Source organism: Sphingopyxis sp. LARHCG72 (assembly GCF_052871675.1).
The window spans coordinates 293109-306211 of sequence record NZ_JBIXJU010000002.1 but is presented as its reverse complement, the minus strand read 5'-3'; the positions used below and the strand labels follow the sequence as shown (position 1 = coordinate 306211).

General features: G+C 63.7%; 12 protein-coding genes. 3 read left to right on the top strand and 9 right to left on the bottom strand.

Going from position 1 to position 13103, the window contains the following annotated elements:
• Window positions 1-168 precede the first annotated feature (168 nt).
• The 3 genes from ACIPPQ_RS06640 to ACIPPQ_RS06630 all read right to left on the bottom strand — a co-directional run bounded on the left by ACIPPQ_RS06640 (window position 169) and on the right by ACIPPQ_RS06630 (window position 1917).
• Entirely contained in the window at window positions 169-597 is a 429-nt protein-coding gene (locus ACIPPQ_RS06640; RefSeq protein ID WP_446543348.1) for a hypothetical protein, read from the bottom strand.
• Between the two features lie 276 nt (window positions 598-873).
• Window positions 874-1098 (bottom strand): hypothetical protein, encoded by a 225-nt coding sequence (locus ACIPPQ_RS06635; RefSeq protein WP_446543347.1) that lies wholly within the window; start codon window positions 1096-1098, stop codon window positions 874-876.
• Between the two features lie 231 nt (window positions 1099-1329).
• Complete coding sequence (locus ACIPPQ_RS06630) at window positions 1330-1917, bottom strand: hypothetical protein (RefSeq protein WP_446543346.1); 588 nt, start codon at window positions 1915-1917, stop codon at window positions 1330-1332.
• A gap of 183 nt (window positions 1918-2100) precedes the next feature.
• Between ACIPPQ_RS06630 and ACIPPQ_RS06625 the strand changes: the two genes are divergently transcribed.
• Entirely contained in the window at window positions 2101-2532 is a 432-nt protein-coding gene (locus ACIPPQ_RS06625; RefSeq protein WP_446543345.1) for a hypothetical protein, read from the top strand.
• Window positions 2529-3401 carry a hypothetical protein gene (locus ACIPPQ_RS06620; protein WP_446543344.1) on the top strand — a complete coding sequence of 291 codons (873 nt, stop codon included), beginning with the start codon at window positions 2529-2531 and terminating at the stop codon, window positions 3399-3401. The genes ACIPPQ_RS06625 and ACIPPQ_RS06620 overlap by 4 nt, the downstream gene beginning before the upstream one ends.
• 92 nt (window positions 3402-3493) lie before the next feature.
• On the opposite strand, the gene ACIPPQ_RS06615 is transcribed toward ACIPPQ_RS06620, so the two are convergent.
• The 3 genes from ACIPPQ_RS06615 to ACIPPQ_RS06605 all read right to left on the bottom strand — a co-directional run bounded on the left by ACIPPQ_RS06615 (window position 3494) and on the right by ACIPPQ_RS06605 (window position 7146).
• A complete protein-coding gene (locus ACIPPQ_RS06615) occupies window positions 3494-4414 on the bottom strand; it encodes a formylglycine-generating enzyme family protein (RefSeq protein WP_446543526.1) in 921 nt (306 codons plus the stop codon).
• Between the two features lie 183 nt (window positions 4415-4597).
• A complete protein-coding gene (locus tag ACIPPQ_RS06610) occupies window positions 4598-6763 on the bottom strand; it encodes a beta-glucosidase (protein ID WP_446543343.1) in 2166 nt (721 codons plus the stop codon).
• 77 nt (window positions 6764-6840) lie between these two features.
• Window positions 6841-7146 carry a hypothetical protein gene (locus ACIPPQ_RS06605; RefSeq protein ID WP_446543342.1) on the bottom strand — a complete coding sequence of 102 codons (306 nt, stop codon included), beginning with the start codon at window positions 7144-7146 and terminating at the stop codon, window positions 6841-6843.
• A gap of 122 nt (window positions 7147-7268) precedes the next feature.
• Here ACIPPQ_RS06605 and ACIPPQ_RS06600 point away from each other — a divergent pair, with 122 nt between their 5' ends.
• On the top strand, window positions 7269-8636 hold the full coding sequence (locus tag ACIPPQ_RS06600) for a sulfatase-like hydrolase/transferase (protein ID WP_446543341.1): 1368 nt from the start codon (window positions 7269-7271) through the stop codon (window positions 8634-8636).
• A gap of 27 nt (window positions 8637-8663) precedes the next feature.
• Here the strand turns inward: ACIPPQ_RS06600 and ACIPPQ_RS06595 are convergent, their stop codons facing one another.
• The 3 genes from ACIPPQ_RS06595 to ACIPPQ_RS06585 are packed head-to-tail and all read right to left on the bottom strand — an operon-like array spanning window position 8664 to window position 13071.
• Window positions 8664-9686: a LacI family DNA-binding transcriptional regulator gene (locus ACIPPQ_RS06595; protein ID WP_446543340.1), complete on the bottom strand. Its 1023-nt coding sequence runs from the start codon at window positions 9684-9686 to the stop codon at window positions 8664-8666.
• Window positions 9687-9688: 2 nt separating this feature from the next.
• Complete coding sequence (locus ACIPPQ_RS06590) at window positions 9689-10666, bottom strand: alpha/beta fold hydrolase (protein WP_446543339.1); 978 nt, start codon at window positions 10664-10666, stop codon at window positions 9689-9691.
• Window positions 10666-13071: a TonB-dependent receptor gene (locus ACIPPQ_RS06585; protein ID WP_446543338.1), complete on the bottom strand. Its 2406-nt coding sequence runs from the start codon at window positions 13069-13071 to the stop codon at window positions 10666-10668. The genes ACIPPQ_RS06590 and ACIPPQ_RS06585 overlap by 1 nt, the downstream gene beginning before the upstream one ends.
• Window positions 13072-13103 lie beyond the last annotated feature (32 nt).

Here is a 13103-nt window from a genome sequence, read left to right as displayed (position 1 = left end):
CGAGGGCGAACCCCGCATGGGGTTGACGGCCAGAGGCGAGCCGGACCCGCAGAAGGGCGACAGGAAGGGAAAGGCCGTGAGCGACCGGGGTAAGAGTGACCATCTCGATCCAGCGATCAGACGGACCGGGAGAAGGCCCCCCGCAACCGCCGCGCTTGCGCTGTCCCGTCAGTCGCAGCGATGCGAACCCCAATATTTGTCCCATCGCGCCGCAAGGCCGCTGCGGATCATGGCGCAGGAGATATCGCCTGAGCGGGGCGAGGTGCAGAAGGCCGCAGTGCGAGTGCCCCCGGCGCCCCCGCGCGAGACACAGCGCATGGCCGGCCCGCGGACAAGGATGTGGCCGGTCCGGTTCCGCCCCTGCGGCTCACCGAGCAGACCAGCCAGATGATCGCGCGCGGCGGCCGCATCGGCATCCGGACAGGGGTGGCCCGGGCTGCAACTGCCATTCATTTCGCGCGCCGCGACGCCGGAAAGACGAACGTGCGGACCTTCGGCGCACCAGATCGGCCCGTCGCCATCCCAGACCGCGACCGGCGTACAAAGGAAGGATTGGCCGGCCGGAACGACCGAGGCGAGAAGGAACAGGCTGATCATCGCTCGGCCCTAATCCGGACGGCCGATCGATTCAAACGCGCAAGCCGTCGCCCCATCCGAAAGCGCTGCGCGAGGCGCCCACAGGAAACGCGCTCTTGGGGAGCCCGCAGCCGGGCGGCGTGCGCGCGGGCCTGGGGGCCAGCCGCCGCCCGGCAAGCACAGCGAGCCAAGTGCGCTGCGCGGCCCGAACGACGCGCGGCCCCTGGCGCCGCCTGCCGGCGCCAGAGCACGCCCAATCGAGCCGCGCTCGACCCGGCAGCGGCAACCGCCCGGCGTTCAGCCCTTGTAGCGAATGACGTGCCGCGGCTCGCCGCACAGTCCGCACGATGCCTTCAACAGTTCGAAGCCGCCAACGCCGCCAGCGCCCTGCGTCGCCGCGCCCGCCTGCGCAGCGGACGAGAGATCGAGCCGGTCCGCGATGCATTCATTGCAGAGCGGTGTTCCGTCCAGACGCCGGATAAGTGCTTCAACGCGCTCTGCGGTAGGTGATCTCGTAGCCATGCGTGTGCCGTAGAGACGTATCGGGATTCGCGAAAGTCACGAGCGCGCAACCGCTGGCCTTGGCCGGTAGGAGACTGACCGCTTCTTGGCACCGAACCGGGTATAGCGAACCTTGCCAATGTGACGAACGTCAAAGAGTGCGGCGGCCGCAGCATCTGGGAGATCGCCATTTTGCAACTTCGAGGACTCGGGCTTAGAAACTGGCGTTCGTCGACAATTTCACGGTGATCTTTACCACCCACTCTCGGCGGCAGCCGACATGATACAGGCAGTTGCAAACAGAGATTGCTGAAATTTAGCCTGCCGTTCGCCAAAGAAAGCAACTTGCAAATTGATCGTGGCTGTCTGTTTTGCGGCGTCGACCGGGGTGCCACCCGAGCCGAAGCAAGTCCATTTCTGGATGCCAACTCCCGCCCCTTGCACAACGATGATCACAGCTGCCCCTCCACGTGCGGTGAGGATGGCCCGAATGCAGGCCTCGCTATTCGAGGCTGCGCATGCCCGCACCTTACTGCGATCAGTCCCCGGGGCAGCCCGCTCGAACGCGCCGGAGTAGGCCGCCAGCGTAACATAGGCTTCAGCAAGGCCTTCTTCGCCAAGGTCAGCGGAGTAGGCAATCACATCGATCCGCGGCGGCGGCGGTGCCGCGAAGGCCGGTGTGACCATTAGCATCGAAGGGAAGAAGAGCGCGAGCAATGAGCGGCTGACGATGGGCATGACTTCTCCCGATAAAATTCCGGCGGCTTTGGCGTCGCCAGCGTTCGTCAATGGAATTCCGCGACTTACGGTCCGGCGTTTTGCGTAGCGGCTACCCGCCATATTTCCAAATTGCTTCGCTACGACGTGTCGGTTAGCCCGGAGCCGGGAGAAATGCCTATGCGAGCCTGGCCAATCTTAGTTTCAATATGTCTGATCAGCATGCCAGCACAGGCGGCAGAAAAAACGACCTATGGATGGTGCGAACGGCGCGAACCGACGGACATATATCGCATGTCAGGGCTCATGCAGAAAACGCCGAGCACGTCCACGGTCGACATCGAGAACGCTTTTCGCGCTTCTCTTGGAACCGAAGAGAGCGTCACCTGCTGGTTCTATTATTCCAGCCCCAGCGAAGGCGAAGACTATTTCAACCGGCGGCAGTACGTGATCACGACCGAGGAGAAGCGCCAGTTCACACTAACAGGATGGACCGGTCCCTATGCGATCACCGGCAAGCCGGCGCCTAAACCCGCCGGAGCCGTTCTGACGGTAGAAGCGGCCCCTGTCGCACAGCCTGATGCAGAAGCGGCAGCGCGGGCCGCAATAATCGCGCAGCGCCGCGAAGCGGATGCTCGCGTCGGTGCGGCAGCCCGTGCCGCGCAAGCAGATGCTGAATATCAAGCAAAGCTCAGCAAGTTTTTCGAGGAACTGCGCCGCCGAGGACGCGCCCAATGAAGGCCTTTCTGGCTGCGGCCAGCCTTTTTGCGATCCCGATAGCCGGTGCGCAGGTGCCTACGGGTAGCGCGCAGACGTTCCCCGATCTGCGCGAGACGACGCCACCGGAACCATCGCCACCGCGCGGATCGCCCCCCCGCATCATTCCCGGCACGCTGGTGAAGATGTCGGGGGGCGACGCCAATCTGCGGCAGTTTGTGGCGCTGGCCGGAAGCGAGATCACAATCACACTGCGTGGCACAGGCCTCATCGCTGCAGTCCTTTATGACGCCGACGGCACTGCCCTTGCCGTGCGGGAGGCGACGACCGTCGCGCGCATTCGGCAAAAACTGCCCAAAGACGGAGTCTATTATCTCGCGCCCATTGCTCCGCCGGGTTCACAACTCGAGTTGTCGCTGGATTTGGCACTTCCCCCGCCGCCGCCAGAACCGGACTGGATGCGCAGAATCACGAAGCTCCCGACGATCGCGACCGATTACGGACCGGCATTCCCAATCGCTCCCGGGCAATTAATCTCGGGCAATTTTGCACAGGCGGCTGTCTCCCGGTTCGACCCAGCGCGGGCGGCCGTTCTCTACCGCTTCGAAGGGCGATTGGCGCAGCGCGTGAAGGTAGCGGTGCGTTCTTCCGATGCCCACAGCCTAGTCTGGATAGCGCGCGGCCCGAGCGATCCGAAAATGCTCCGTTCGAGTGACGCCCAGTATAAAGGCGACGTGGGTTATGACAGCGTGCTCGATCGATACCTGCCGGCCGACGGAACATATTTCATAATCGTTCAAGCCTATGCCGACGGACCAAAAGGTCAGCGCGACCTATCTGCCCCAGGGCCGTCCGCCGGCGAATTCACTATCGAGATGCAGCTGAAGTAAGAATCTCACATCGAAGCCGATCATGATCGCCTAAGCCGCAGTGCTTACCGATGCTGGCCGACTCCGGACCGGCCGCTTCAAAGGCAGAAATGTCAAAAGCGGACGATACAGCGGAAGCCAATATGGCCGGTCGATGTATCAATGGTCTGTGGGTGGCGGGCAGCGGGGCGATAGCGCCTGCAATAATTTTCAGCGCAGAGATGCGACCCGCCCTTAAGCGTTCTTCTCCCGATCGTGATATCCGGCATGTTCGGATCGCGGCTCTCGCGCTTACGGCCACCTCTGGGATTATCGACGATGCAGCAAGCGCCCGGCTTCCGCTTGGCACCAAACTGCGGCATCGCGTACCAGTCCGCGGTCCACTCCCAGACGTTGCCGATCATGTCGTAAATGCCGAGATCGTTGGGAGGATAGCTTTTCACGGGCGATGTGCGTTCCCATCCATCGGTCAAGAGATTCGAGAACGGAAACAAGCCTTGCCAATAGTTGGCCATCATCACGCCGCCGGGTGCCAGTTCCCTGCCCCATGCATAAGGGCGTCCGTCGTCATGACCGCCGCGCGCGGCATATTCCCATTCGGCCTCTGTCGGCAGCGATTTCCCCGCCCATTCGGCATAAGCGAGCGCATCCCGATACGTCACATGCACCACCGGATGATCTTCAAGACCGTCGATCGCGCTATTGCTGCCCGTCGGGTGACGCCAATCGGCGCCAGCCCGGAAATGCCACCAGTTGGTAAAATCCTCGAGATCCACAGGCCCTCGCGTGCGTTCGAAGACGAGTGAGCCCGGAACCGCCAAAGCGGCGTCCATACCCGGGTAGTCGCGCGGATCGGGCGCAGTCTCGGCGTCTGTCAAATAACCTGTACTCTCGACGAAGGCGCCGAATTCTCGATTGGTAACGGGACTGGCGTCGATATAAAAGTCTCCCACCCGGACGCGCCGCACTGGCGCCTCTTCCGGGTAGAATGCATCGGAACCCATCGAAAAGGTCCCACCCTCAACACGGATCATGCCGGCCAACCGACGCTCGAAATCAATCGACGAGCCACAGGTGGAAGCCGTCGGCACATTTTTCACCGTCGATGATTTCATGGCCTTACGCAACTATTAGACTCCAGGTGGAAGTCCGCCCATCATAAACGCAGAATGCCTCAATGACGACTTGCCAGACGACGCCCCACCCAAAGCCGTTTGTCAGTCACGCCACGTGCGCTGCTTCATCTTCACGCGAATTGGTGGCCCGACGGTTTCGGCATTCTCCCCGAGCGCAAAACGATATTCGCCAGCGGGAATGGTCCAACCTTTTCCGCTCCAGTCGGCGAGCAGTCTTGGATCAATATTCAAATCGACCTTACGCTCCGTCCCTGAAGCCAATTCGATACGCTGGAATGCAACGAGGCGCTGCTTGGTTTCGGCGCCGCGGCCCATCAGATAAAGCTGCACCACGGTCGCGCCCGCACGGTCCCCGGTGTTGCGCACCGTCAAACTGGCCGTGGAGCCATCAACTTTCAGCCCGCTGGCGGCGAAGCGCGTGTAGGAAAGGCCATGGCCGAAGGGATAGAGCGCCTTGATCCCATTGCTCGCATTCCAGCGATAACCGACGTCCGAACCTTCGTTCATCCGCACGGTGACTTCTGTCCGGTCGGGCGTTCCATAGCTGGGGATCGTGGGCCGCGGCTGGGTTTCCATCGTCGCCGGAAAGCTGATTGGCAAACGCCCCGATGGATTGACCTTGCCGGTCAGCACATCGGCGATCGCCGCAGCGCCTTCCTGTCCCGGATACCATGCCGCGACGATGGCTTTAACCTTGTCACGCCAAGGCATCGCAACGGGATTGCCGGTCTGGAGGACGACGATCGTGTTGGGATTGGCGGCGACCGCCGCCTCGACAATCGCGTCCTGGTTGCCCGGAAGCGACAGATCGGGCGAATCGAAGCCCTCGGCTTCATATTTGCTGACAAAGACGATCGCGACATCCGAACGCGCGGCGAGCGCCGCCGCATCCTGGGGGTAAAGGCCCGGATCGAAGCGAACCTCCGCCTTGGGAAGCGCGGCCTTGAGCGCCGCTTGCGGTGCCCCCGCGAACCAGCGCTCGACCCGCCACGACGCCATCGATCCTTCGCCACCACCGATGGGTATCGATGCGGCCCAGCCGCTCGGCGGCAAGCCCTGGGAGGAGCCGCCGCCCGACAGGACGCCGACATGGGCATTGCGTCCAATTACCGCCACCGATCCGACGTTCGCAGCAAGCGGCAATGCACCTGCATTGTTCTTGAGCAGAACGATCCCCTGACGGGCAATCTCGCGCGCGATTTCGGCATGTTTCTTCATATCCACCGCCGGAGCGGCGCCGGCATCGACGAGGCCGTTCGCCTTCATCGAGCGCAGGATACGCTTGACCATATCCGACAAGCGTTCGCGTGGCAGGCTGCCGTCGGCGAGCTTGGCCTTGAGCGGCGCGTCGAACCAGACCTGCTTGTCGAGTTGCTGGCCCGACTGCTGGTCGAGTCCCTTGACTGCAAAGTCCGCGCTCGACACCGCGCCCCAGTCGGACATCACCCAGCCCTTGTAGCGCCAGTCCTTCTTGAGCACATTATTGAGCAGATGATCGTTTCCGCACGCGGGCGCGCCATTGACAATATTATAGGCGCACATGACCGATCCCGGCTGGCCCCGCTCGATCGCGATCTGGAAGGCGAGCAAGTCGCTTTCGCGGTGCGCGGCTTCATCGATCTCGGCGTTCCATGTGTGGCGGTTGGTTTCGTTCGAATTGAGCGAGAAATGCTTGACCGTCGATACCACGCCGACCGACTGGGCACCCTTCACCGCCTCGGCGCCCATGATGCCCGAGAGGAGCGGATCCTCCGAGATATATTCGAAGTTGCGACCATTGCGGGGATCGCGGACGAGGTTGATGCCACCCCCCAACAAGACGTTGAAGCCTTTCGCGCGCGCTTCGCTGGCCACCGCCCGCGCTCCAGCAAAGGCCAGTTCCGGATTAAAACTTGCGCCAATCGCTAGCCCCGCCGGAAGAGCCGTCGCCGTATCGCCCTTGCGGATGCCGAAGGGGTTGGTCACCCCGAGGCTCGCATCGGTTTCGCGCAGCGAAGGGACGCCCAGTCGCGGCACCCCCATGATATAGCCGGCGCCCGGCACGAGATCGTCGGGCCATTTGGTCTTCAGTTCGGGATTCGCATAGGGACCGATGAGAATGGGCATGATGCCGTGGAGGATCGAAAAGCGCTCATCGTCGGTCATCTGCGCTTCGGTCTTCGCGGCCCATTCGTCGGCGGCCGCATCGGTGGCGGCAGGCGCATATCCCTGCGCCGTCATCGACGTTCCCGCCAACATGATCGCCATTGCCGTTGCCGCATATTTTCCTCGCATCACCCAAACTCCCCCGTTTCTATCGACCCGACCGCTCCTTTGTCCGCGACTTAGGATTTAGCTTTGCTCGCGGCTTCGAGGGCAGCCTCAACAGCCGCGATCTTTTCGTCGGTAATCGCGCCACCCGAATAAGGCTGAAGCTGGCGAAGGCTCATGCTCTTGAACTGTTCATAGGCCGGATGCGACATCAGGGTTGGCATCTCCTTGTCCATAACAGCCTTCCCCACAGGATCCGCCATGAGCGCCTCGATGGGCCAATCGATCGACAATTTTTCGGCGGCAGGCGCCGGGGCCGGTGTGGTTTGTGCCAGCGCGGGGCTGGCCAAGAGCAGGGCGAGCGAAAGGAAAAGGCGCATGAAATCTCTCCGATAGGATCATGCCGGCAAGGCATGCAATGCCGCCTCATCCACAAGAATGACAAGCTTGTCAATATTCGATTTCCCGCTATGGTGGCTGCAAAACCACGAGGGAGATGACGATGGACCGCAGAGACCTGCTCACGAGCGCCCTGGGCGGCGCAGCCGCCGCCCTGCTTGCGCCATCGGCATGGGCGGCGACGCGGCGGCCACCGAACTTCATCGTCATCCAGTGCGACGACATGGGCTATGGCGACTGGGGCGCCGCCGCGAAAGGCGCGATCCGAACCCCCAATCTCGACCGCATGGCGCGCCAGGGCACGACGATGACCGACTTCTACGCCGGCGCGAATGTTTGCACCCCCTCGCGCGCGGCGATGCTGACCGGCCGCTATGCGGTTCGCACCGGCCTTGGCCATCGCGTCATCATGCCCAACGACAAGCGCGTCCTGCCTATGAGCGAAAAGACGATAGCTACAGCACTCGCGCCGACCCACAGCAGCGCGCTCGTCGGCAAATGGCATCTGGGACACACCGGCTCCGACTGGTTGCCGACGCGGCACGGTTTCGACTATTATTACGGCATTCCTTATAGTCACGACATGAAGCCGCTCGCGCTTTATGAAGCGCGGCGCGGCGCAGAAACCGAGACATCGCCCGCCGACATCGCGACGCTGCAGCAAAAATTCTGCGACAAGGCGCTGGAGTTCATCGACTCCAACCGGGGCCGCCCCTTCTTTCTCGATCTGGCGCTCAGCGCGCCGCACTTGCCGGCGGTCCCCCACCCCGACTTTCACGGCAAATCGGCAGCGGGCCCCTATGGCGACGTGATCGAGGAGATCGATTCGATCGTCGGGCGCATCCTCGCGCGCCTCAAGACACTCGGCATCGCAGGCGACACGCTGGTGTTCTTTACTTCGGACAATGGCCCCTGGTTCGAAGGCGCGACCGGCGGGCTACGCCAACGCAAGGGCGGCGGCGGCTATGACGGCGGCTACCGCGTCCCCGCGGTCGTCTGGCGTCCCGGGACGATTCCGGCGGGGCGTCGGAGCGACGCCATCGGGATGAGTATCGATTTCCTTCCGACCTTTTGCGCCATGGCAGGGGTTGCGCCGCCCGCCGGCGTGACAATCGATGGCCGCGACCTGTCCGCGACGCTCCTGCGCGGCGCGCCGACGCCGCACGACGGCCTGCTGCTCTTCGACGACGAGGATGTCGTCGCACTCAGAACCCAGCGATGGAAGCTCGTCACCGCAGACTATTACCGCAACTATCTGCTTGATCTGCCCGCGCGCGGCTATCCGCAGCTTTACGACATGCAAAAGGATCCGGCGGAAAGCTATAGCGTCGCACAGCGCCATCCCGACGTCGTCGCCGACCTGACCGCGCGGATCGAAGCCGCTCGATCCAGTTTCGCGCCGCACCGGACCCAGCCTTCGGCAATCGTCGGAATGCGACCGCCCGCCGCGCTCCCGCCTGCCGCAAACTGATCGCGGCGTTCCGGCGCCTTCGGCGGGTCAACCGGCCCGCGGAGGCGCGGTGCTTTCGCGAACCACGAGTTCGATGTCGAGCCGGCGTCGCACGGGATCGAGCTTGCCGCTCGGCTGCGCGGCCAGCAGCATATCGGCGGCGGCGGCCCCGATTTGCTCGAGCGGCTGGCGGATCGTCGTGAGCGCCGGCGAGACGACGCTCGCGATCTCGGCATCGTCGAAACCCGTTACCGACAGATCGTCCGGGACCTTGAGGCCACGCCGCGCGGCCGCCGACAGGACGCCCGCTGCCATCGCATCATTGGCGGCGACGATCGCGGTTGGCCGCGCGCGCGCACTCAACAGCGTGTCGGCGCATCTTTGCCCCGACGAAAAGGTGAACTCGCCATAGATCATCCGCGCTTCGGGAACCGGTAGCCCCGCTTCGGCCATGGCATCGAGAAAGCCGTCGCGCCGCGGGCGCGGAGCGCTCCCCTTCGACGCCAACGGCCCACCCAGAAAGGCGATGTCGCGGTGACCCAGCGCGATCAGATGCCGCGTCGCTTCGACCGCGCCGCGGCGGTCGTCGACGAACACGCTCGCGCCGCGGTCGGGTTCGGCGGTGGGCGACACGCGTACGAAGGGCACCTGGAGACGTTCGAGAAGCGCCACAATCTCGATGTCATTCGATTGCGGCGGCACCAATATGACGCCATCGAGATGGGCGCGACGGACCGTCCGCTCGATCAGCGCCACCACATCGACCGCCGGCCATTCAATCGGCTCGGCGGCGAGCATATAGTCGCGGTCGCGGCACTGCCGCGCGGCACCGAGCTGAATCCCCGTGATATAGCTCGCCAGCCTGGGATGAAAGAACAGGCCGATCAGCAGCGAACGGGCGCTGGCCATACGCCGCGCCCCGGCGTTGGGAATATAATCGAGATCGGCCATCGCCGCCCGCACCCGTTCGCGCACGGCATCGCGAACATTGGGCTCGGCATTCATCACGCGCGAAACGGTCTTGATCGAAACCCCGGCGCGCGCCGCAACATCGTGAATGGTGACGCCCAAACCTAGTCTCCGGCCTTGCCTTCCGCCGCGGCCGCAGGAGCGCGCCCATGTGAGGAAGATGAACCTATCGTCCGGTCCAGAAAGCCTGTCAACGACGCGAAGGCATCGTCGAGAACTGCCTTCTGGTGCGCCGGATCATTGGCACGCAGGCCGTGCCCGGCCCCCGCGATCACACGAAGCTCCACCGCGACGCCGGCGGTGCGCAAGGCCTCTTCGAACACTTTCGACTGGACCAGCGGGACAAGATCGTCGCTGTCGCCGTGGACGATCTGCGTAGGCGGATCGCCCGCCGATATATGGCTGATCGGACTGGCGGCCTTGATCCGGTCGGCATCGCAATTGAGGCTGGCGAGACAACCCAGATAAATGGCCGAGAGACGATCGGAATCGGCGGCCGTCGGACCGAACCAGTCGGCCACGGCCTGGACGCAATTGTCGCGGCTGCCGGCATCAGCACCCTCGGGATCGAGATCGCGAACGCCGCAGCTGGTGCCGACCGAGGCGGCAATCATCCCGCCCGCCGACGAGCCCCAGATCGCGATACGCTCGGGGTCGATCCCATAGTCGTCCCGGTGCTCTCGCAGCCATGCCACCGCGGCCTTGGCATCGCGCACCTGCGCCGGGAAGCGCGCCTTCGGTGCCAGCCGATATTCGATCGACGCGACGACATAGCCCTTTGCCGCGAGGGCGGCGAGACGGGCCGGGAAATCGGTCTCGGCGCCCATCATCCGGCTGTGCCCCTGAATGAAGCCGCCGCCGTGGACGAACAGGACCGCCGGCCTCTTTCCTCCCCCTTTGGGTGGAAGATACAGGTCCAGGGTCAGTGCTTCGCCATCGATCGTCCGGTAGGGCAGGTCGGCGATGGTTCGTACCCCGCCCGCATAGCTTGTCGCCAATGCGGGCCGCACGGCCCCGCGCTGGCAGAGCGCTGCCACCGGAAGGCCGAGCGCCAGCAGCGCGATGAGCCATGCCTTGCGCATCAGAAGCGGTAGTCGAGCGTCGCCCCGACATAGCGATCGGCGTTGCGCGGCCGGTTGGCAAAGCTGTCGACGAGGGTGGGGTTCGCAGGCACCAGGACGCCGGCGGTCATGCCCGAATAATAATTCTGGTCGAACAAATTCTTGACATACAGGGTCAGCCCGAAGCCGCGCTCGGGTTGACGCACACCGAGCGACAGGTCGACGATGGCAAAACCGTCCTGCTGGAGCAGCGGGTCCTGCTCGAGCGCGAAACCCTGGTCGCTCTGGAAGGAGAGGTCAGCCTGGACGAAACCAGCGAGGTTCGACGACAGCTCCTGCTCGTAGCGCGGGGACAGGTTGATGCGCCATTGCGGCGAAGCGGGCAGCTTGCCGCCCTTGACGTCCTGGACCGGCCCGCTGGTCATCAAGGTTCCCGCATTGTTGCGGAACTGATAGCGATAGCAGCTGTTGACCGGGCGCGTTCCGCCAATCGCAATGACCGGCGCGCCGGGCTGGAACTGCTGCGGGCAGTTAAGCCCGTCGATATCGAAACTATTGTGAGCATAGGTGACCGCCGCGGTGAGCGAGAAGGCCCGCGACGGCCGAAAGGTCGCTTCGATCTCGAATCCCTTGGTGCGCGACGAGCCGGCATTGGTCTGGATAAAGGCGGGCACGCCGTTCAACGTGTCGGAGCGGTTCGCCTGGACCTGGAGATTGGTATAATCGGCGAGAAAGGCGGCGACAGCGATCCCGAAGGTGCCGTCGGTCGTTCGTCCCTTGAAGCCGATTTCATAGGCATCGACATGCTCGGGCAGGACCGGGGCCTGACCGCCAAAATCGGCGGAGATTTCGGTGTTGAAACCCAATCCCTTGTAACCGCGCGTATAGGTGCCATAGGCCTGCGCGAAGCGGCTGAACTCATATTGCAGCCCCGCCTTGCCGGTGACGGCGGTGTCGCTGGCCGATGTGCCGGCGCGGACGCTCGGCGTACCGCCATATAGCGCATCGCCGGGTACCAGCACGCCAAAGCGCTCGCCATCGACGGCGATCTTCTCATACTGGACGCGGAGGCCGCCGATCGCCTTGAGACCGCCAACGAGCTTAAGCTCGACCTGGCCGAAACCGGCGATGCTTTCGTTCGACAGGTCGGAATCGCTGGCGAGCGACTGATAGACGGGGGCAGCGCAGGGCTGGCCGACAACGCCGATCAGGCACAGGGCGCGCCGGCGCGAGAAATAGCGGTCGATCGAAACTTTCGAATAAAAGCCGCCGATCACATAGGTGAACGGGCCCGAGCCGTTCGACGCAAGGCGCAGCTCCTGCGTGAAATTCTTGATATCGGTGAGGCCATAATTGAGGTTGAACTCGGCCGACGACGCCGGACTGATATAGATCGGCCGCGCGTGCCCGAAGGAATCGACCTCGACATTCTGGGTCAGATGATATTTTTGCAATGCCGTGATCGAGGTCAGCGTCGCTGCGCCCAGATCGAGATCGGCCTGCAGCGAATAGGTTTGCTGATCGCTCTTCACCCCGGTCGTGCCATTGCTCCAGACCTCGTCATTGTCAGCGCGCGCGGTGATCGGACCCGAGACGAGCGCGCGCAGCGGGTTCCCCACCTTGACCAGCACGCTCTGGCAGCAATCGGAATCGCTCTCACGATAATCGCCGGCGAACAGCAGGGTCAGCCGGTCAGTCGGTTGCCATTCAAGCTTGCCGCGCACACCCCAGCTTTTCGTCCGGTTGGCGTCCCTCCCGGTCAGGAGATTGCGAATATTGCCGCCGATATCATTATAATAGCCGGTCAGGCGAACGCCGATCGTGTCGCCGATCGGCCCCGATATCGTACCGCTGGCGCGATATTCGTCCATTTCGGCGACCGTCACGCTCGCGCGGCCCTCAAGCTCGCGCGACGGGCGTGCGGTGACGACACTGATGACGCCGGCGGTGGCATTTTTGCCGAACAGGGTGCCCTGCGGCCCGCGCAGAACCTCGACGCGCTCGATGTCGGCAAAGTCGGTGAAATTCTGCGTTTGGCGCGCGCTGACGACGCCATCGACGACCAGCGCGACCGAGGATTCGGTGCCGAGCCCGAACAGGGATGTGCCGACGCCGCGAATGCGGAAGCTGCTGGCAACCGGGTTGGCACCCTGCTGGAAGGTCAGCGACGGCACCGCCTGGACGAGCCCGCTCGTGTCGTTGATCTGGCGCGCGGTGAGAGCCTCACCCGTGACGGCGGTGACCGCAAGCGGAACGTCCTGAAGCCGTTCGCTACGCTTTTGCGCCGTCACGACAATTTCGCCCGCATCGACAGCATCGGTTGCCGTTTCGCCCGTTCCCGATTCGCCGGTCTGCGCTGCGGCGGGCGTCACGACGATGACCGTCGCCGCACCAACAAGAAGCGCCATTTTAGAGATATTTCGCATGAGGTCCCTCCCTTTGATCGCCGGCCTCGCCG

Bases quoted from the DNA above. Each gene is read 5' to 3' on its own strand.
- ACIPPQ_RS06640 (WP_446543348.1), bottom strand. From the start codon at position 597: ATGATCAGCCTGTTCCTTCTCGCCTCGGTCGTTCCGGCCGGCCAATCC.
- ACIPPQ_RS06635 (WP_446543347.1), bottom strand. From the start codon at position 1,098: ATGGCTACGAGATCACCTACCGCAGAGCGCGTTGAAGCACTTATCCGG.
- ACIPPQ_RS06630 (WP_446543346.1), bottom strand. From the start codon at position 1,917: ATGGCGGGTAGCCGCTACGCAAAACGCCGGACCGTAAGTCGCGGAATT.
- ACIPPQ_RS06625 (WP_446543345.1), top strand. From the start codon at position 2,101: ATGCAGAAAACGCCGAGCACGTCCACGGTCGACATCGAGAACGCTTTT.
- ACIPPQ_RS06620 (WP_446543344.1), top strand. From the start codon at position 2,529: ATGAAGGCCTTTCTGGCTGCGGCCAGCCTTTTTGCGATCCCGATAGCC.
- ACIPPQ_RS06615 (WP_446543526.1), bottom strand. From the start codon at position 4,414: ATGATCCGTGTTGAGGGTGGGACCTTTTCGATGGGTTCCGATGCATTC.
- ACIPPQ_RS06610 (WP_446543343.1), bottom strand. From the start codon at position 6,763: ATGGCGATCATGTTGGCGGGAACGTCGATGACGGCGCAGGGATATGCG.
- ACIPPQ_RS06605 (WP_446543342.1), bottom strand. From the start codon at position 7,146: ATGCGCCTTTTCCTTTCGCTCGCCCTGCTCTTGGCCAGCCCCGCGCTG.
- ACIPPQ_RS06600 (WP_446543341.1), top strand. From the start codon at position 7,269: ATGGACCGCAGAGACCTGCTCACGAGCGCCCTGGGCGGCGCAGCCGCC.
- ACIPPQ_RS06590 (WP_446543339.1), bottom strand. From the start codon at position 10,666: ATGCGCAAGGCATGGCTCATCGCGCTGCTGGCGCTCGGCCTTCCGGTG.
- ACIPPQ_RS06585 (WP_446543338.1), bottom strand. From the start codon at position 13,071: ATGCGAAATATCTCTAAAATGGCGCTTCTTGTTGGTGCGGCGACGGTC.